This window comes from Rhodobacter sp. P1_C2, from assembly GCF_056406375.1.
On the sequence record NZ_JBFUAG010000005.1, the window covers coordinates 338,853 to 357,533 of the forward strand.

The 18,681-nt window shown below is 67.0% G+C and carries 14 protein-coding genes; 8 read left to right on the forward strand and 6 right to left on the reverse strand.

The genetic code is table 11. The features are described 5' to 3' along the window. The first annotated feature begins 83 nt into the window (after positions 1-83). From AC1DZT_RS10710 to AC1DZT_RS10720, 3 genes are all read left to right on the forward strand, one after another. Positions 84-2,633 (forward strand): penicillin-binding protein 1A, encoded by a 2,550-nt coding sequence (locus tag AC1DZT_RS10710; RefSeq protein ID WP_478006612.1) that lies wholly within the window; start codon positions 84-86, stop codon positions 2,631-2,633. 105 nt (positions 2,634-2,738) lie between these two features. Then, complete coding sequence (gene prfB, locus AC1DZT_RS10715) at positions 2,739-3,866, forward strand: peptide chain release factor 2 (protein WP_478006613.1); 1,128 nt, start codon at positions 2,739-2,741, stop codon at positions 3,864-3,866. A gap of 194 nt (positions 3,867-4,060) precedes the next feature. Then, positions 4,061-4,828 (forward strand): DUF2189 domain-containing protein, encoded by a 768-nt coding sequence (locus tag AC1DZT_RS10720; RefSeq protein WP_478006614.1) that lies wholly within the window; start codon positions 4,061-4,063, stop codon positions 4,826-4,828. On the opposite strand, the gene AC1DZT_RS10725 is transcribed toward AC1DZT_RS10720, so the two are convergent. The 6 genes from AC1DZT_RS10725 to AC1DZT_RS10750 form a co-directional block, all read right to left on the reverse strand. Then, complete coding sequence (locus tag AC1DZT_RS10725) at positions 4,818-6,242, reverse strand: MFS transporter (protein WP_478006615.1); 1,425 nt, start codon at positions 6,240-6,242, stop codon at positions 4,818-4,820. The two genes, AC1DZT_RS10720 and AC1DZT_RS10725, sit on opposite strands and share 11 nt — an antisense overlap. Positions 6,243-6,273: 31 nt before the next feature. Beyond that, on the reverse strand, positions 6,274-6,603 hold the full coding sequence (locus tag AC1DZT_RS10730) for a TfoX/Sxy family protein (protein WP_478006616.1): 330 nt from the start codon (positions 6,601-6,603) through the stop codon (positions 6,274-6,276). Positions 6,604-6,682: 79 nt separating this feature from the next. Next, positions 6,683-7,180: a bactofilin family protein gene (locus AC1DZT_RS10735; RefSeq protein WP_478006617.1), complete on the reverse strand. Its 498-nt coding sequence runs from the start codon at positions 7,178-7,180 to the stop codon at positions 6,683-6,685. Beyond that, complete coding sequence (locus AC1DZT_RS10740) at positions 7,170-8,513, reverse strand: DUF5930 domain-containing protein (RefSeq protein ID WP_478006618.1); 1,344 nt, start codon at positions 8,511-8,513, stop codon at positions 7,170-7,172. The genes AC1DZT_RS10735 and AC1DZT_RS10740 overlap by 11 nt, the downstream gene beginning before the upstream one ends. A gap of 165 nt (positions 8,514-8,678) precedes the next feature. Beyond that, a complete protein-coding gene (locus AC1DZT_RS10745; RefSeq protein ID WP_478006653.1) occupies positions 8,679-9,503 on the reverse strand; it encodes a ferritin-like domain-containing protein in 825 nt (274 codons plus the stop codon). Between the two features lie 120 nt (positions 9,504-9,623). After that, entirely contained in the window at positions 9,624-10,091 is a 468-nt protein-coding gene (locus tag AC1DZT_RS10750; protein ID WP_478006619.1) for a peroxiredoxin, read from the reverse strand. Positions 10,092-10,322: 231 nt separating this feature from the next. Between AC1DZT_RS10750 and AC1DZT_RS10755 the strand changes: the two genes are divergently transcribed. The 5 genes from AC1DZT_RS10755 (at position 10,323) to lpdA (ending at position 18,647) form a co-directional block, all read left to right on the forward strand. Then, positions 10,323-14,120 (forward strand): AsmA-like C-terminal region-containing protein, encoded by a 3,798-nt coding sequence (locus tag AC1DZT_RS10755; protein ID WP_478006620.1) that lies wholly within the window; start codon positions 10,323-10,325, stop codon positions 14,118-14,120. Next, positions 14,117-15,148: a tRNA preQ1(34) S-adenosylmethionine ribosyltransferase-isomerase QueA gene (gene queA, locus AC1DZT_RS10760; protein WP_478006621.1), complete on the forward strand. Its 1,032-nt coding sequence runs from the start codon at positions 14,117-14,119 to the stop codon at positions 15,146-15,148. Before AC1DZT_RS10755 ends, queA begins: the two co-directional genes overlap by 4 nt. Positions 15,149-15,268: 120 nt before the next feature. Beyond that, positions 15,269-16,507 carry an MFS transporter gene (locus AC1DZT_RS10765; RefSeq protein WP_478006622.1) on the forward strand — a complete coding sequence of 413 codons (1,239 nt, stop codon included), beginning with the start codon at positions 15,269-15,271 and terminating at the stop codon, positions 16,505-16,507. A gap of 82 nt (positions 16,508-16,589) precedes the next feature. Beyond that, positions 16,590-17,177, forward strand: a complete 588-nt coding sequence (locus AC1DZT_RS10770) for a DUF924 family protein (protein WP_478006623.1) — start codon at positions 16,590-16,592, stop codon at positions 17,175-17,177. Positions 17,178-17,252: 75 nt separating this feature from the next. Further along, the gene (gene lpdA / locus AC1DZT_RS10775; protein ID WP_478006624.1) at positions 17,253-18,647 is read left to right on the forward strand and encodes a dihydrolipoyl dehydrogenase; all 1,395 of its coding nucleotides are present in this window, start codon (positions 17,253-17,255) and stop codon (positions 18,645-18,647) included. The last annotated feature ends 34 nt before the right edge of the window (positions 18,648-18,681 follow it).

Here is an 18,681-nt window from a genome sequence, read left to right on the forward strand (position 1 = left end):
ATCTGCGCCGGGCCTTGGCATTCTTTTGACCTTGCTGGCGCTAAGCCTATATAGGGACGGCCAGCTAAGAGAGGGCATCGCGCGTGCTTCGGTTTATCGTGTCATTCTTCGGGGCCATCTTTTCGATGGTCACGCTGGGTCTATTGTTCGCAGCCCTCACGGTTGGCGGCATTTTCTACATGTATTCCCGCGACTTGCCGAGCCACGAGAGCCTCGCGCAATATGCGCCGCCGACGATCAGCCGGATTTACTCGGCCGAAGGCCAGCTGATGGACGAATTCGCGACCGAGCGGCGACTCTTCGTGCCGATCGCCGATATTCCCGATCTTGTGAAGCAGGCCTTCATCTCGGCCGAGGACAAGCACTTCTACACCCATGCCGGCTATGACGTGCAGGGGATGCTCGCGGCGGGTCTGGAGGCGATCCGCTCGCGCGGGCAGAACGCGCGCGGCGCTTCGACCATCACGCAGCAGGTGACCAAGAACTTCCTACTGTCGGGCGACCGCACCGTGGCACGCAAGATCAAGGAAATCATCCTGGCCACGCGGCTGGAACAGACCCTGTCCAAGGACCGCATCCTGGAGCTTTACCTCAACGAGATCTTCCTCGGGCAGAACTCCTACGGGGTGGCCGCGGCGGCGCAGACCTATTTCAACAAAACCCTGAACGAGCTGACCCCGGCCGAGGCCGCGACCCTTGGCGCCATGCCGAAAGAGCCGAGCAAGTTCCACCCGGTGCGCGACCATGACAAGCTGGTCGCCCGGCGGAACTATGTGCTGAACGAGATGGAGCAGAACGGCTATCTCGACCAGGCCACCGCCGAGGCCGCCAAGGCCGAACCCCTGCGCACCGTGCAGGGCGGCGAGATCCCGGCCTACCGCGATGTGCTGCCGCCGCGCGACTATTTCACCGACGAGATCCGCCGCCAGCTTTCGGGCACCTTCGGCGAGGATGAGTTCTTCTCCGGTGGCCTCTCGATCCGCGCCACCGAAGACCCCGAGATGCAGAAGCTGGCCGCCAAGGCCCTGCGCGACGGGCTGGAAAGCTATGACCGCAACCAGGGCGTCTGGCGCGGCACCGGCAAGGTCCTGCCGCCGGAAAGCCTGACCGCAGAGACCTGGCGCAGCGCGCTGGCTGGCGTCGGCGGGCTGCCGCGCGATGTCGAGGGCTGGCATGCCGCCGTGGTGCTGGATGTCGGCGACAAGACCGCCACCGTCGGCATCGAGGGCGTCGATGGCTCGGGCGAGATCCCGGCCAAGGACGTGACCTGGGCCCGCAAGCGCCTGCCGGATGGCACGCTGGCGCCCAAGGCCAAGGTGCCCGGCGATCTGGTCAAGGTCGGTGATGTCGTCATGGTGCGCGCCGTGATGGCCAAGGACGGCACCTTCGACCGCTGGTCGCTGCGCCAGGTGCCCGAGGTGCAGGGCGGCTTCATGGCGATGGATGTGAACACCGGCCGCGTCATGGCGATGCAGGGCGGCTTCTCTTACGAAGACTCGGTCTTCAACCGCGCGACGCAGGCTGCGCGTCAGCCGGGGTCGAGCTTCAAGCCCTTCGTCTATGCCGCAGCGCTCGATTCCGGCTTCACCCCGGCGACGATGGTGGTGGACGCTCCGATCACGGTGGACACGCCGCAGGGCCTCTGGACGCCGAAGAACAGCCACGACAAGTTCTATGGCCCGACGCCCCTGCGCACCGGGATCGAGCAGAGCCGCAACCTGATGACGGTGCGGATCGCCCAGGACATCGGCATGGACACGGTCGCAAGCTATGCCGAACGCTTCGGCGCCTATGACCACCTGCAACCCCTGCTGGCCAATGCCTTGGGCAGCCAGGAGACCACGCTTTTCAAGATGACCGCCGCCTATGCGATGTTCGCCAATGGTGGTGAGCGGGTGGAGCCGACCCTCGTCGACCGGGTGCAGGACCGCTACGGCAAGACGATCTACCGCCACGATGCCCGCACCTGCACCGACTGCAGCGCCGATGATCTGCCCTCCGGCATGGGGCTGGACATCACCTCCAACCGCGAGCGGGTGATGAATGCGATCACCGCCTATCAGCTGACCTCGATGATGCAGGGCGTGATCCAGCGCGGCACGGCGACCGGCGTGAAGCTGCCGGTGCCGGTGGCGGGCAAGACCGGGACCACCAACGACGCCAAGGATGTCTGGTTCATCGGCTTCACCTCCAATGTCGTGGCGGGCTGCTACATGGGCTTTGACAACCCGCGCAGCATGGGGCCGCGCGCCTTTGGCGGCACGCTTTGTGTGCCGATCTTCCAGGCCTTCATGAAGGAGGCCGTCAAACGCTTTGGCGGCACCGCGTTCAAAGTGCCGCCGGGCGGCCATTTCCTCAACATCGACCGCTATACCGGCGCCCAGCTGCCCGATGGCGCCTCTGGCCCCAATGTGCAGGCGGAATATTTCCGCGATGGCGAAGAGCCGGTCTTCGGCATGGGCGCCTTGGTCGATGGCGGCTTCGGCATGGGGCAGGATCTGCCGCTCTTTGCCGCGGGCGAGACGGACCAGTCGGATTCCACCGCCACCACCGTCACCAACGGCAAGGGCGAGACGACGACGGTTCAGAAGAAGGCCACCTTCGGCAGCGTCAGCTCCGGCGGGCTTTATTGACCCGGCAAGATGGGCAAATTGCCCATCCTACCTTGTCCCGCCCGCCTTCTGCGGCTAAATCCCGCCCTCAGGCTGAAGAGCCCCATCTGATAAGGGAAATCCTCCATGCGCGCCGAAACCCAGAACCATGTTGAAGCGATCAAGAAGTCGCTGACGCTTTTGGGCCAGCGGATGGATGTGGAGACCGCGCCGCATCGCCTGGAAGAATTCAACGCGATGATCGAGGCGCCGGATCTGTGGAACGATCCCGCCAAGGCGCAGAAGCTGATGCGCGAGCGTCAGGCGCTGATCGATGCGCAATCGACCTTCGACATGATCACTAACGGTCTGCGCGACAATGTCGAGCTGATCGAACTGGGCGAGATGGAGGGCGATGCCGAGATCGTCACCGAGGCCGAGGCCGCCCTGAAGGATCTGGTCGAACTTTCCGCCCAGAAAGAGCTGGAGGCCCTGCTGGATGGCGAGGCCGATGGCAATGACACTTTCCTCGAAATCAACGCCGGGGCAGGTGGGACGGAAAGCTGCGACTGGGCCTCGATGCTGTCGCGGATGTATGTCCGCTGGGCCGAGAAGAAGGGCTACACGGTCGAGATGCAGTCCGAGACCCCGGGCGAAGAGGCCGGCATCCGTTCGGTCAGCTACAAGATCAGCGGCAAGAATGCCTATGGCTGGCTGAAGTCCGAGGCGGGGGTGCATCGTCTGGTCCGCATCAGCCCCTACGATTCGGCGGCGCGGCGGCATACCTCGTTCAGCTCGGTCTGGGTCTATCCGGTGGTCGATGACAATATCGAGATCGAGGTGCAGGACAAGGATATCCGCATCGACACCTACCGCTCCTCGGGCGCTGGTGGCCAGCACGTCAACAAGACCGACTCGGCGGTGCGGATCACGCACTTTCCTTCCGGCATCGTGGTGACCTCGAGCCTGAAATCGCAGCACCAGAACCGCGATATCGCGATGCAGGCGCTGAAGTCGCGGCTGTACCAGCAGGAGCTGGACAAGCGGAACGCGGCGATTCTGGAGGCGCATGAATCGAAGGGCGAGGCGGGGTGGGGCAACCAGATCCGGTCTTACGTTCTGCAGCCCTATCAGATGGTCAAGGATCTGCGGACCGGGGTCGAGACCTCGGACACCCAAGGTGTGCTTGACGGCGATCTGGACCGCTTCATGGCGGCGACCCTCGCGATGGACGTCTCGGGCAAGAGCCGGGCGGATGCCAACGCCGAGGATTGAGGCTGACCTGCCGGGGATTGCACGCGTGCAATCTTTGGCAAGGGCTTGAAAAATTAGGGTTTTCCAAATTTTGTTAGGCTTTCGTTAACCCCAATGCCGGGCCTGCAAGCCTCTTGCCCAAAATGCCGCCTTTGCCGATGATCCCTTCAGCCGCGCCAGCAGGGGCGGCTAAGGGGTTGGGAGGCCCTGGGAGGATGGCGGAGGATGTGGCGGCGGCTTCGGTGCGCGTGCTGGAGGCGGATGTCTCCGATCTGCGGGCGGCGCTGGCGGCGGGGTGGGGGGATTTCCGGCGGGCGCCGCTTTACGGGCTGGCCTTCGCGGCGGTCTATGTGCTGGGCGGCTGGGTGATCTGGGGCGCGCTGACCCTGAAGGGGCAGCTTTGGTGGACCATCCCGGCCTCGGCGGGGTTTCCGATCCTTGGGCCCTTCGTGGCCTGCGGGCTTTACGAGGTCTCGCGCCGGATCGAGGCGGGCGAGGCGCTCAGCCCCGGCGCGGTCTTCGGCGTGATCCTGCGGCAGAAGGACCGGCAGATCCCCTCGATGGCGGCGGTGATCGTGATCTTCTTCCTGTTCTGGAATTTCCTCAGCCACATGATCTTTGCGCTGTTCCTTGGCACGGCGACGATGACGGATGTCACAAGCTCACTGGCGATCTTTGCCACGCCGGCGGGGATGGCGATGCTGGCGGTGGGCACGGTGATCGGCGCCGGGTTTTCGCTGCTGCTGTTCGCGATCTCGGTCGTCAGCCTGCCGCTGCTTCTGGACCGCGAGGTGGATTTCGTCACCGCGATGATCACCTCGGTGCAGACCGTCGCCGCAAGCCCGCTGGTCATGCTCGCCTGGGGCGGGCTGATCGCGGTGGCGCTGTTTGCCGCCATGCTGCCGGGGTTTCTGGGGCTGTGTCTGGTGCTGCCGCTCTTCGGCCATGCCTCCTGGCATCTTTACCGCCGGCTTATCGCCTGAGCACGCCCCAGGCCGAGACCGCCGCCGCCGCCAGCGCCATCAGGCAGGAGACCAGCGCCACATGGCCGAAGGCCAGCCCGGTCGCCGCGTGGTGCAAGGCGCTGCCGCCGGTGACGCCGAAGCCGGGCATCTCGGCACGCACGGGGCCATAGGACAGGGCCGCGACCTTGCCCATCAGCGCCACGGCGATCAGCCCGCCAGCCCGTGCCGTGGCATTGTTGATCCCCGAGGCGGTGCCCTGTTCGGTTTCCGGCGCATGGGCCATGATGGCGGCGGTCAGGGGCGCCACGACCAGCGCGATGCCGATCCCGGTGATGCCGCTGAAGGGCATGATATGGCGCCAGAAATCACCCTCCGGCGCGAAATGCGCCATCAGCCCATAGGCCAGCGCCACCAGAAGGCAGCCCACCGTCATCGGCCAGCCCGGCCCGATCCGGTCTGACAGGCGCCCGGCGCGGGCGGAAAACAGCGCCACACAGACCGAGACGGGCAGGAAGGCCGCCGTCACGCCGATGGGTTCGATGCCCCAGGCGGAAATCGCCGTCATCGGCAGGTAGAAATTCACCCCGTTCAGGCCGAGGTAGAGCAGAAGCGTCGCGAGGTTGGCCGCGGCAAAGCTGCGGTTGCGAAAGAGGCTCAGCCGGATCATCGGGGCGGGGCTGGTCGCCTCCACCCAGAGGAAGGCGATTGCGGCCAGAACGCCGATCGCGGCGGCGGGCAGGGCGAGCGACGCCCCCTCGGTCAGCGCGGCGGAAAAGGCGCCAAGGCACAGCGTCGCCAAGGCCGCCCCCGGCACATCGACCCGCGTGCCCGGTCGCCCGGCATCCGGCCGTGCATGGCGCGCCAGCAGCCAGAGCGCGGCCAGCCCGAGCGGCAGGTTCAGCGCGAAGATCATCCGCCACGATTCGCCCCCCGCCATGGTCAGCAACAGCCCGCCGAGGATCGGCCCCCCCGCCGTGGTGGCGGTCGAGGCTGCGGCCCAGAGCCCGAGCGCGCGGCCCCGGTCCTCCTTGGCATAGGCGCGCGATACCAGGGTCATCGACCCCGGCACCATGAAGGCAGCACCGATCCCCTGCAGGACCCGGGCCGCGATCATCAGCTCCATCGACGGGGCCAGCGCGCAGAGAAGCGAGCTTGCGACGAAGGCGATGATCCCGCCCTGGAACACCCGCACCACGCCGAAGCGGTCCGACATGGCGCCGCCGACGAGGATCAGCGACGAAAGCGCCAGAAGATAGCCGCCCTGCACCCATTGCGCCGCGACAAGCGAGCCGCCGAGGCTCGCCCGGATCGAGGGCAGGGCGATGGCGGTCACCGACGAATCGATGAAGCCCATGGCCGAGGCGAGGACGGCGGCGGCCAGAAGAAAGCCGGGTTTGCTGCGGGCGATGGGAAGCGGCATGGGAGGCGACATGCCTCACCCTCGGCCAGCGCGGAGGACGCGTCTAAGCTTTCCGCGACCTCTTTTTGGCGGCTTCAGGCGGCAGCGTGCGATTGAAGGCGAGGGCGAGGTCGATCCAGGCGGGCAGATCGGCGGCAGGCGTGTCCTCGGTCAGGACCCAGCCCTTCATCTCGCGCGCGCCCATGACCATCGGCGTGGCGCCGAGCGCCAGCGCCTGTGGCATGGCATCGGGGCCGACACGGACGATGAGGCCGGTGGCGCGGTGGGTGCCGATCAGAAGGTTGCCGTTCAGCATGAAACAGGTGCCCGCGAACATGCGCCGCGGCTCGGCGCCGAGCGGGGTGAGCAGGCGGGTCAGCTCTTCCAGCAGCATGGCGTCCTCTCCCGGTGAAAACGGCCCCCAATGCAAACGGGCACCCAAAGGGGTGCCCGTCCGGTCGGTTTGAAAGGTCTCAGACCCCTTCGGCGGCGCTGGCCACCGGCGGCGGCAGGGCGGTGCGGCCCGTGGCCAGGGGGTCCTCCTGGCGCTGGACCGAGCCTTCGAAATGGGCACCCGATTCGATGGCGATGGTCTTGTGGATGATGTCGCCCTCGACCCGGGCGGAAGAGGTCAGGCGGACCTTCAGGCCGCGCACCCGGCCGATGACGCGGCCATTGACCACGATATCGTCAGCGACGATCTCGCCGCGGATCGTGGCGCTTTCGCCGACGGTCAGCAGGTGGGCGCGGATATCGCCCTCGACCGTGCCTTCGACCTGGATATCGCCCGAGGTCTTGAGGTTGCCCACCACCGTCAGATCGGCAGAGAGAATCGAGGGGCCGGATTTGCCCTTGGGCGCGGAAGGCGCGTAGTCCATCGTCGGTTTTGTCACAGGGGCCTCCGGGGCCTTGGGTTTGTCGCTCTCGCCAGCCTTGGGACCGGGTTCGTTGATGCGGCTCTTAGAAAACATCTTTCGCTGCCCTTATGAAGGTCATCGGATTTACGGCGGTGCCGCTAAGTCGGACCTCGTAGTGAAGGTGAGTGCCGGTGGACCGGCCTGAATTGCCCATATCACCGATCTTTTCGCCGCGCGATACCTTTTGACCGACATTCACGCCGATCTGCGACAAGTGGCCGTAGCGGGTCTCGATGCCGAAGGCGTGCTGGATCTTGATCAGGCGGCCATAGCCGTTTTCCCAGCCGGCATAGGTGACGGTGCCATCGGCGGTGGCATAGATCGGCGTGCCATAGTCACCGGCCAGATCCTGGCCCTCGTGCATCCGGGCCGATCCGTTGATCGGATCGTTGCGCCCGCCAAAGCCCGAGGTGAAGCGCACCGCATTGTGGACCGGCATGCCCAGAGGCACCCGGAAGGCCGCGATCCGGTACATGTTGAGCGTATCGAGCCCTTCCAGAATCGCATTGGCCCGCGTTTCGTCCGGGCTGCCGTTCAGGCCCATGGTCGAGAGCGAGATCGGCGACAGCGGCCCGCCCTGGCCGGAATAGCCCGACTTGACCGCGGAGATCAGATCGTCGGGGTTCAGACCCGCCGCCTTGAACATCTTGTCCAAAGGCTCGACCGAGACGGTCAGCGCCTCTTCCAGCTTGCCGAAGATCACGGCATTGCGCGCCTCGAGCTGGGATTTCTGCTTGGCCACGGCGGCGGTGCGGGCCTGTTCGGCCAGGACATCGGCGGCCTCGGCGTCACGGTCCTTGGCGGTATCGGTCAGGGCCGAGGACATGATGTCCAGCGTGGCCGCGATGTCCTGCGCCTGGCCGAGGTCGGTATGCGCGGTCTCGCCCGCCTGCTGGTCCAGCGCGACCTTGGCCTGCCGCGCCTCGCTGCGCGCCTCGTCCCTTTCGCGGATCGTGCGGCGCAGGGTGTTCTGGATCACGTCGATCCCGGTCTCCAGCTCGCGCAGCCGGGTTTCCGAGCCGAGGAGCCGCTCCTGCATCGCCGAAACCTCGGCCAGCGCCACGTTGAAGCGCTGCTGCGCCCCCGCCGCCTCGGAAACCCGCAGGTCGCGGTCATCCGACAAGCTGTTCAGCCGCTGTTCGAAGAGCGCGGTCTGGCGTTGCACCTGGTCGCGCGTCGAGCCGGCGCTGAGGACATCCATCAAGAGGATCGTCGTGGCCACCAGCATCCAGCCGAGGGCCAGGACCCCGACCGTCACGCTGACCGCCTGGGTGATCGGGCGCAGCCGGACAAAGCGCGTGGTCGTGTCGGATTTCAGAAAAAGCCGCTGTTCCGGGAACCAGGGTTCCAGCCAGAGGTTGATGCGGTAGGAAAGCCGGGTCAGCACATGCGGTCTTTCTGGAAAATGACAGGAAACCCGCCCTGAACGCAGGCCTTGGCCCTGCATCCGGAACGGGTGTCGCAGTTGATTAGCCAGCGCTCCGGCGCCTCGCAATCTCTTTGCCGCAAAGGGTGCGGGGCTTCGCGGGAATCCGCCGTTTGCCCAGTGGTTTCAGGCGGGCGGCGTCTCCGCGTCGGCGTCCCCCGGCAGATCCTCGGTCAGCGGCCAGTAGAAGTCGGGCGGAATCCCGGCCTCGGCCCGCTTCTCCTCGTTGAAGGGTGGCTTCAAGAGTCCGTGGAAATAGCGGCGGACGAGGTCGTGGAAGGCCTCTTTCGGGTCCAGCCCGTCGCGGCCGCACAGCCAGTTGAACCATTTGGAGCCATAAGCGACATGGGCGACCTCCTCGGCATAGATCACCTCCAGCGCCGCCAGCGCCTGCGCCTCGCCCGCCTTGGCAAAGAGCGCGATCATCCCGGGCGAGACATCGAGGCCGCGCGCCTCCAGCACCATGGGCACCACGGCAAGGCGGCCCATGAAGTCTTCCGCCGTGTCCTCGGCGGCGCGCCACATGCCGGCATGGGCGGGCAGGGCGCCGTAATGGCTGCCAAGCGCCTCCAGACAATCGCAGATCAGGTTGAAATGCTTGGCCTCGTCATCGGCGGCCTTCACCCAGTCGTCGTAAAAGCCCAGGGGCATCGGCAGATGGCCAAAGCGCGCGATCATGTCCCAGTGCAGATCGACGGCGTTCAGCTCGATATGGGCCAGCGAATGCAGCATGGCGATCCGCCCCGCAGGGCTGCCCGGCCGGCGCCGCGGCACATCGCGCGGCGACAGAAGTTCGGGCCTTTCCGGCCGCGAAGGCTGCAGGGGCGGCTCCGCCCGGCCGATGGGCAGGGGAGAGCCCGCCGCCCGCGCCGCAAACCAGCGCGCCGCATGGACCCGCCCAAGCGCCGCCTTGGCCCGCCCCTCGCCCGTGGTCAAAACCTCTACCGCCATCTCCGCCAAAGTCAGCTGACTCACCTGCCACCCCCTTTCTCCGTTTTCATTGGTCCATAAATATCCCACGGGGGGTCCGGGGGGTGTGAAACCCCCCGGCTCCGCAGGTGCAGGACTGCGCTAACCCTTCACGAAGTCCAGCACCTCAGCCGCATGGCCCTTGACCTTGTCCACCTTCCAGATCTTGCCGATCCTGCCGTCGCCCTCGATCAGGAAGGTCTTGCGCAGCACGCCCTGCACCAGCTTGCCGAAGAAGAGCTTCTCGCCAAAGGCGTCCCAATCCTCCATCATGCGGCCATCCTTGTCGGACAGAAGCGGCAGGGTCAGGCCCATCTTGGCTGCGAATTTCTCGTGTTTGGCGACGGAATCCTTGCTCACGCCCAGAACCACCACGCCGGCTGCGGCAAATTCGGCGGCGAGGCTGTTGAAATCCATCACCTCGTTGGTGCAGGTCGGCGTACCATCGGCGCCATAGGCGAAGAGGACCACGCGGCTGGGCCGCAGAGCAGAGAGGGTGACGGATTGGCCGCCATCGCGGCTCAGGGTGAAATCGGGGGCCATCTGGCCCTCGGCAACGTCGGGTTTCATGCGCGGCTCCTTGCCTTTTGATCGACCGGTCCTTGGCGATCTAGTTGCCTTCCGGCAAAGATAAAGGCAACCGCTGACAAGACCCGGATCTTGCGGACCAACCCGGCCTTCGGGCAGGAGTGTTCTGGCAACATCCGGCAGAGGGCCCCGCGCCGGGGCCGGAACAGGCAAGAGGCAGGCATGGCAGGGGCAAGGCAGGGCGGGAGGGGAGGAGAGCGCTCCAGGACTGCCGTGGTCGAACCCGTGGTCGCCCCCTTGGAGGGCGCCCGCGCCCTGACATCGGCAGAGCCCTCGCCCGGCCTTCTGACCCTGCGCGCCGAGGACCGCCTGCCGCATGCCCTGAACCCCGCGCCGGGTGGCGGAGCGGCGGGGCAGGCGGCGGCTGACGGCGCGGCCGAGGCCGGCGTCAAGACGGCTGCCGGAGACGCCCGGACCTCGCGGGCCGATCGGCGCCGGGGCTGGCGCGGGAGCCGCGCCGGGCAGCGGCGGCGCTTTTCGGGCCTCGGCGGGCGGCTCTTCCTTCTGGTCTTCCTCTTCGGCCTCGCGGCGCTGGCGCTGGAATATGTCGGCAAGCCGGTCAAGATGCCGGTCTGGGTCGTGGCCGAGGTCGAGGCGCGGCTGAACCGGGCGCTGGCGGGCGCCCTGCCGGATGGCGCGCTGTCGGTCGGCGGGATCGAGATGACGCTGGGCGACGACTGGGTGCCGCGCTTCCTGATGGATGACCTGCGCCTGTTGCAGCCCGGTGGCCGCACCCTCCTGGCCCTGCCCGAGACCTATCTGAGCCTTGACCCCGCCGGCCTCTTGCAGGGGCAGCTGCGCGCCCGCAGCCTGCGCATCGTCGGCGCCCGCATTGCGATCCACCGCGACCGCGACGGACATTTCGACATCGCACTCGGCGGCGGGCAGGGGCCGCGGATCGACACGCTGGCCGCGCTGTTCGCGACCTTCGACCGCGCTTTCGCCCTGCCGGCCCTGACCCATCTGCGCGGCGTCGAGGTCGAGGCGCTGTCGCTCTCGCTCACCGACCAGCGCGCCGGCAAGACCTGGGAGGTCGGCGACGGCCACCTCTCGATCGAGAACCGCCCGGCGGAGCTTGCGGCGCAGCTGAGCATGTCGCTGGTCGCCGGCGGCAGCGCGCCGGCCCATGCGGTCTTCACGGCGGTGGCGGCCAAGGGCACCGGCTCGGCTCGGATCTCGGCCCAGGTCGACCGGGTGGCGGCGGTGGATCTGGCTGCGCAGACCCCGCTTCTCAGCTGGCTCGGCGTGCTCGATGCGCCGATCTCGGGGCGGATCGCGGCCACGATCGACACCAAGGGCATCGAGGCGCTGGACGGCAGCCTCGACATCGCGGCGGGGGCGCTGAAACCCTCGGCCAAGACCACGCCCATCGCCTTCGACAAGGCAAGCCTCAGCCTCGGCTACGATTCCGCCGCGGGCCGGATCATCCTGAACGAGCTGACGGTGCAGAGCCGCACCCTGCGCCTGACCAGCAAGGGCCAGTCCTACCTGGTGGACGAGCAGGGCAAGACCATCACCGGCGCGCTGTCGGGCCGGCGCCCGGCGGCCTTTCTGGGCCAGATCCAGGTGGCGGGCCTGTCGATCGACCCGGCGGGGCTTTTCGCCGCACCGGTGCAGTTCAGCCAGGGCTCCGCCGATCTGCGGCTGCGGCTTGACCCTTTCGCCATCGACATCGGCCAGGTTTCCCTCACCGACGGGGGCGAGCATCTGGCGGCCTCGGGCCAGGTCGCGGCGGACGAGGGCGGCTGGCGCGTCGGGGTCGATCTGACGCTGAACCAGATCTCGCGCGACCGGCTTCTGTCGCTCTGGCCGCTGCAACTGGTGCCGGGCACGCGGTCCTGGGTCGCCAACAACATCCGCAACGCCGATCTCTCGGACCTGCATGCCGCCCTGCGCATCGCCCCGGGGACCGAGCCGCGCACCGAATTGTCCTATGATTTCAAGGATGCCGATCTGAGCTTCATGGCCAAGATGCCGCCGGTCAAGGGTGCGGATGGCTATGCGACGATCCAGGGCAAGACCTATACGCAGGTCGTCTCGCATGGCGAGGTGACGCCGCCCGAAGGCGGGCCGATCGACGTGTCGGGCACGGTCTTTGCGGTGCCCGACATCACCGCCATGCCGGCGGTGGCCCATATCGACCTGCATATGAGCGGGGCGCTGACCGCGACCCTGTCGCTGCTGGATCAGCCGCCCTTCTTCTATCTGCAGAAGGCCGGGCAGCCGGTCGATCTGGGCAGCGGTCCGACCGTGGTGTCGGCGCAGATCACCCTGCCGCTGATCCCGCGGGTCATGCCCTGGGATGTCGATTTCAAGGTGGCGGCGCAGGTCAGCGATTTCACCTCGGAGAAGGTCGTGAAGGGCCATGTCGTCACGGCCCCAATCCTGCGCGTCGCGGCGAGCCCGAAGGGCATGACCATCGCGGGGCAGGGGCTTCTGGGCAAGGTGCCTTTCGATGTGACCCTGCAGCAGGATTTCCCCGTCCAGCTGCCCCCGGCAGAGGGCGAGCCGGATCATCTGACCCCGGCCTCGGCCACCGCAGAGCCGCCCGGGCCGCGCCTGCCGGAGGCCTTGAATGACCCCACCGCCAATACCCCGGTGCCTGCCCCCGGTGCCTTGCCTTTGCCCGGCACGCTGGCCCTGGCAGCACCCCTGGTGGTGCCCAAGGTCGCCGACCTGCCCCCAGCTGCCGCGGCCTCTGCCGCCGTGCCGCCGGCGCGGATGACGGGCAGGGTGACGCTGTCGCAGGATGCGGTGTCCGAGTTCGGGCTTGGCCTGCCGGCGGGCATGGTCACGGGGCAGGCCCAGGCCGAGGTCAGCCTGCAGCTGGCCAAGGGCGTGCCGGGGCAGCTGCGCCTCAGCTCCGATCTGGCGGGCATGACGCTGGCCATTCCCGACCTTGGCTGGCGCAAGGCGCCCGAGGCGACCGGGCGGCTGGAGACCGAGATCCGCCTTGGCACCCCGCCGCAGATCACGCGGCTGGATCTGACCGGCGCGGGGCTTGCCGCGCAGGGCCGCGTCACGCTCAACGCCAAGGGCGGGCTGGATGTGGCGCAGTTCGACAAGGTCACGATGGGCGGCTGGCTGAATGGCGCGGTCTCGATCACCGGGCGCGGACCTGCGAGCCCGGTGGCCCTCGCCGTGACCTCGGGCAGCATCGATCTGCGCAAGTTCCCGCAGAACCGGTCGAGCGGGGGCAGCTCCTCGGGCAGCCCGCTGTCGATCTCCTTGCAGTCCCTGCGGGTGACGGAGGGCATCCGGATCACCGGCTTTGCGGGGGATTTCTCGTTGAAGGGCGGCTTCAACGGCACCTTCTCCGGCGCGGTCAATGGTTCGGCCCCGGTCACCGGAACGGCGGTGCCGACGCGCTATGGCACGGCGGTGCGCATCCTCTCCCCTGATGCCGGGCTGACCATGCAGGCGGCGGGGATGTTCTCCTCGGCGCATGGCGGCGATCTGGACATGACGCTGGTGCCGCGCCCGAAGAGCGGGGAATATGACGGCCAGGCCACGATCCGGCGCTTTCGGGTGAAATACGGTTCGGTCATGGCGGATCTTCTGTCGGCGATCTCTGTCATCGGCCTTCTGGACCAGCTGGCCGGCGATGGCATCGTCTTCGAACATGCCGAGGCGCAATTCCTGATCACGCCCACTGCGATCGACATCCAGAAAGGCTCGGCCATCGGCGCCTCGATGGGGGTTTCGGTCGAGGGGCTGTACCATTCCGACAGCGGCCTGCTGGACCTGCGCGGCGTGGTCTCGCCGATCTACATGCTCAACGGCATCGGCTCGATCCTGACCCGCAAGGGCGAGGGGCTGTTCGGCTTTGCCTACCGGCTGACCGGCGATGCCGACAAGCCGGATGTGTCGGTCAACCCCCTGTCGATCCTGACGCCGGGCATGTTCCGCGACCTGTTCCGCGCCCCGGCCTCGACCCTGACGCCCCCGGTGCCGCCGCCGCCGGGCACCCAAACGGCGGCGCCTGCCGCCCCGAACCGAGGCGACAAATGAAGCTGTCCGATTTCGATTTCGACCTGCCCGAAGAGCTGATCGCCACCCGCCCGGCCAAACCGCGCAGCGCCGCCCGCCTGCTTCTGGCCGAGGGCGATGCCCTGCGCGATCTGCATGTGCGCGATCTGGTGGAGGTCTTTCGCCCCGGCGACCGGCTGATCCTGAACAACACCCGCGTCATCCCCGCCCGCCTCTTCGGCACCCGCCAGCGTGGCGCGGCCGTGGCCAAGGTCGAGATCACCCTGCTGGAGCCCCTGGCCAAGGGCTGGCGCGCGCTGGCCAAGCCTTTGCGCAAGGTCCAGGTCGGCGAGGTGATCCGCTTTTCCGAGACGCTCTCGGCCGAGGTTCTGGCCAAAGGCGAGACCGACCTCGTGCTGGGATTCAACCTGACCGGCCCCGATTTCGACGCGGCCCTGGCCGAGGCCGGGCAGATGCCGCTGCCGCCCTATATTGCGGCGAAACGCCCGGCGGATGCGCAGGACATGACCGATTACCAGACCGTCTTCGCCCGCCATCTGGGCGCCGTGGCCGCCCCGACCGCCAGCCTGCATTTCGAGCCCTGGCTGCTGGAAGCCCTCGCCGCCAGGGGCGTCGCTTTCACCGAAGTCACCCTGCATGTCGGCGCAGGCACCTTCCTGCCGGTCAAGGTCGAGGATGTGACCACCCACAAGATGCATGCCGAATGGGGCGAGGTGACGCCGGAAGCCGCCGCCGAGATCAATGCGACCAAGGCGGCGGGCGGGCGGGTGATCCCGGTCGGCACCACGGCGCTGCGCCTGATCGAAAGCGCCGCAGCCTCCGGCCGGGTCGAACCCTGGCGCGGGGCGACCGATATCTTCATCTATCCGGGCTACAAGTTCCGGGTGACCGATGCCCTGATGACCAATTTCCACCTGCCGAAGTCGACGCTGCTGATGCTGGTCTCGGCCCTGATGGGGGTCGAGCGGATGCGCGCGGTCTATGCCCATGCGGTGGGGGAGGGCTACCGCTTCTTCTCTTACGGCGATTCGTCCCTGCTGATCCCCTGAGCCGCCGATGGCGGGCAGCGCCGCCATCCTGTCGGAAATTCTTACCTCATTAACCAAGCCTCTGCTAAGGTCCGCGGACTTGTATCCGCCGGTAGCCACCGCGCCCTGAGGGAGAGCTTGATGCTGAGAGTCCTTGCCCAATCCTGGCCCCTGTTGCTGGGCGTCATGTTCCTGATGGTGGGCAATGGTGTGCAGGGCACCCTTCTGGGGGTGCGCGGCGCGATGGAGAAATTCTCCACCTTCGAACTGTCGATCGTGATGTCGGCCTATTTCGTGGGCTTCCTCGGCGGCTCGCGTCTCGCGCCGACGATGATCCGGCGGGTCGGCCATGTGCGGGTCTTCTCGGCGCTCGGCTCGCTGATCTCGGCGGTGCTGATTCTCTACCCCCTGGTGCTGGACTGGACGGCCTGGGCGGTGCTGCGCGTTCTGATCGGCTTCTGCTTTTCGGGGATCTATGTCACCTCGGAAAGCTGGCTGAACAACACGGCCACGAACGAGACGCGGGGCCAGGCGCTGTCGGCCTATATGATCGTGCAGATGCTGGGCATCATCGCAAGCCAGGGCCTGCTGGCGATGGGCGATCCGGCGGGCTTCGGGTTGTTCATCATCCCCTCGGTCCTCGTCTCGCTGGCCTTCACGCCGCTGCTTCTGGCCGCGACCCCGGCGCCGACCTTCAACGATGCCAAGAGGATGAGCTTCCGGCGGCTTTTCGCGATCTCGCCGCTCGGCTGCGTGGGGATGCTGCTGACCGGGGGGATCTATGCCGGCATGTTCGGCATGGCCTCGGTCTGGGGGGCGATGGCGGGGCTGAGCTTTGGTCAGATCGCGGCCTTCGGCGCGGCGCTTTATGTCGGCGGGCTGGTGCTGCAATATCCGATCGGCTGGGCCTCGGACCATATCGACCGGCGGGCGCTGATCCTGTGGCTGTCGGTGGTGGGGGCGCTGGTGATGGCGGTGGCCACCGCGATGACCTTGCCCTTCGTGCTGATCCTGGTGGTCGCGGTCCTCCTCGGCGGGATCATCAACCCGCTTTATTCGCTGCTGATCGCCCATACCAACGACTTCCTGTCGAAAGAGGACATGCCCGGCGCCTCAGCCGGGATGATCTTCCTCAACGGGTTCGGCGCGATCTTCGGGCCGCTGGTGACCGGCTGGTTCATGTCCAAGATCGGCGGGGCGGGGTATTTCCTGTTCCTCGCCCTCCTTTTCGTGGCGCTGGCCGTCTATGCCGGCTGGCGGATGAGCCGGCGCGCCGGCCCCTCGGAAGTCGGCGGCTATGCCGGGCTTTCGCCCTCGGCCGGGTCTGTCGCCGTTCATGCCGTGATGGAAAACGACCCGCGGCGCAGCCGGGCGGGGTGACGGCCCTGCGCCCGCCGATGGTAGCCTTCTGATTGCACAGCCGGGGTGAACCTGTCAGGTTGGCGGTAACAGGAGGACGCAGATGGATAATCCGGTGGACGTTCTGGACTTCTGGCTTGGCCGGGTCGGGCCCGAGGGCTGGTATGCCGGGGGCGAGGCTCTGGATGGTCTGTGCCGCGACGGCTTTGTCGAGCTGTGGCAGGCGGCGCGCGACGGCGGGCTGGACCATTGGGTCGAAGGCACCGTGGCGACGCTGGCCTTCCTGATCCTGACCGACCAGCTGCCGCGCAACATGTTCCGCGGCACGGCCGACGCCTTTGCCACCGATCCCCTCGCCCTTGCCGCCGCCCGCCGCGCGCTGGAGGAGGGTTGGGACCTTGGCGCCCCCGAACCCGAGCGGCAGTTCTTCTACATGCCCTTCGAACATGCCGAGGATGCGGCGGATCAGGCTCTGTCGGTCGAACTGATGGCGGAACGGATGCCCTCGGACCCCGAGATGCTGCTCCACGCCCGCGCCCATCAGGAGATCATCGCCCGCTTCGGCCGCTTTCCCACGCGCAACATAGCCCTCGGCCGCGAGACGACACCGCAAGAGGCCGCCTTTATGGCCGAGGGCGGCTATGGTGCCATGGTCAATGCCCTGCGTGCCAGTCATGCAAAACCTGCATAGGGCTACGGCAAGGCAAGTATTGCTGGCCTTTGCCAGATAGTTTAATGCCAAACTACTTTTTCACGGGAGGAAAAGATGGCTGCCCAAACCTTCGACGTCGTTGTAATCGGGTCCGGTCCTGGAGGCTATGTGGCGGCGATCCGTGCCGCCCAGCTGGGCCAGAAGGTCGCGATTGTGGAGCGCGAGAACCTCGGGGGCATCTGCCTCAACTGGGGCTGCATCCCGACCAAGGCGCTGTTGCGCTCGGCCGAGGTGTTCCACCTGATGCACCGGGCCAAGGAATTCGGCCTGGCAGTGACCGGGGCGAGCTATGACCTCGACGCCGTGGTCGCCCGCTCGCGCGGGGTGGCCAAGCAATTGTCGGGCGGCATCGGCCACCTGATGAAGAAGAACAAGATCACCGTGGTCATGGGCACGGCGACGCTGGGCAAGGCGGGGCTTGTGACGGTGAAGACCGACAAGGGCAGCGAGGAGCTGACCGGCAAGGCGATCATCCTCGCCACCGGCGCCCGCGCCCGCGAGCTTCCGGGGCTGGAGGCGGATGGCGATCTGGTCTGGACCTATCGCCACGCGCTGCAACCAAAACGGATGCCGAAAAAGCTGCTGGTCATCGGCTCTGGCGCCATCGGCATCGAATTTGCCAGCTTCTTCAACACGCTGGGCGCCGATACCACCGTGGTCGAGGTGATGGACCGCGTTCTGCCGGTGGAAGACGCGGAAATCTCCGCCTTTGCCAAAAAGGCCTTCGTCAAGCAGGGGATGAAGATCCTCGAAAAGACCACGGTCAAGAAGCTGGACCGTTCGCCCGGCAAGGTTGTCGCCCATCTGGAAGATGCCAAGGGCACGACCACGATGGAATTTGACACCGTGATCTCGGCCGTGGGCATCGTCGGCAATGTCGAAAACCTGGGGCTGGAGGCTTTGGGCGTCAAGATCGACCGCACCCATGTGGTGACGGATGAATATTGCCGCACCGGGGTGCCGGGGCTTTATGCCATCGGCGACATCGCCGGCGCGCCCTGGCTTGCCCACAAGGCCAGCCATGAGGGCGTCATGGTGGCCGAGCTGATCGCCGGCGGCCATCCGCATCCGATCAAGCCGGGCTCGATCGCCGGCTGCACCTATTGCTCGCCGCAGGTGGCCTCGGTCGGCATGACCGAAGCCAAGGCCAAGGAGGCCGGCTATACGGTCAAGGTCGGGCATTTCCCCTTCATCGGCAATGGCAAGGCGATTGCGCTGGGCGAGGCCGAGGGCATGGTCAAGACCGTCTTCGATGCCAAGACCGGCGAGCTTCTGGGTGCCCATATGGTCGGCGCCGAAGTGACCGAGCTGATCCAGGGCTATGTGATCGGCCGCACGCTCGAGACGACGGAAGAGGATCTGATGAACACCGTCTTCCCGCATCCGACCCTGTCGGAGATGATGCACGAGGCGGTGCTGGACGCCTATGGCCGCGCGCTGCACTTCTAGGGCAGGGCCAGCGCAGAAATGAAAATGGCGGGGG

What these genes read in the sequence shown, in the direction of transcription:
- queA (WP_478006621.1), top strand. Translation starts at nt 14,117, where the DNA reads ATGAAGCTGTCCGATTTCGATTTCGACCTGCCCGAAGAGCTGATCGCC.
- AC1DZT_RS10765 (WP_478006622.1), top strand. Translation starts at nt 15,269, where the DNA reads ATGCTGAGAGTCCTTGCCCAATCCTGGCCCCTGTTGCTGGGCGTCATG.
- AC1DZT_RS10735 (WP_478006617.1), bottom strand. Translation starts at nt 7,180, where the DNA reads ATGTTTTCTAAGAGCCGCATCAACGAACCCGGTCCCAAGGCTGGCGAG.
- AC1DZT_RS10750 (WP_478006619.1), bottom strand. Translation starts at nt 10,091, where the DNA reads ATGAAACCCGACGTTGCCGAGGGCCAGATGGCCCCCGATTTCACCCTG.
- AC1DZT_RS10730 (WP_478006616.1), bottom strand. Translation starts at nt 6,603, where the DNA reads ATGCTGCTGGAAGAGCTGACCCGCCTGCTCACCCCGCTCGGCGCCGAG.
- AC1DZT_RS10720 (WP_478006614.1), top strand. Translation starts at nt 4,061, where the DNA reads ATGGCGGAGGATGTGGCGGCGGCTTCGGTGCGCGTGCTGGAGGCGGAT.
- AC1DZT_RS10770 (WP_478006623.1), top strand. Translation starts at nt 16,590, where the DNA reads ATGGATAATCCGGTGGACGTTCTGGACTTCTGGCTTGGCCGGGTCGGG.
- prfB (WP_478006613.1), top strand. Translation starts at nt 2,739, where the DNA reads ATGCGCGCCGAAACCCAGAACCATGTTGAAGCGATCAAGAAGTCGCTG.
- lpdA (WP_478006624.1), top strand. Translation starts at nt 17,253, where the DNA reads ATGGCTGCCCAAACCTTCGACGTCGTTGTAATCGGGTCCGGTCCTGGA.
- AC1DZT_RS10745 (WP_478006653.1), bottom strand. Translation starts at nt 9,503, where the DNA reads ATGGCGGTAGAGGTTTTGACCACGGGCGAGGGGCGGGCCAAGGCGGCG.
- AC1DZT_RS10725 (WP_478006615.1), bottom strand. Translation starts at nt 6,242, where the DNA reads ATGTCGCCTCCCATGCCGCTTCCCATCGCCCGCAGCAAACCCGGCTTT.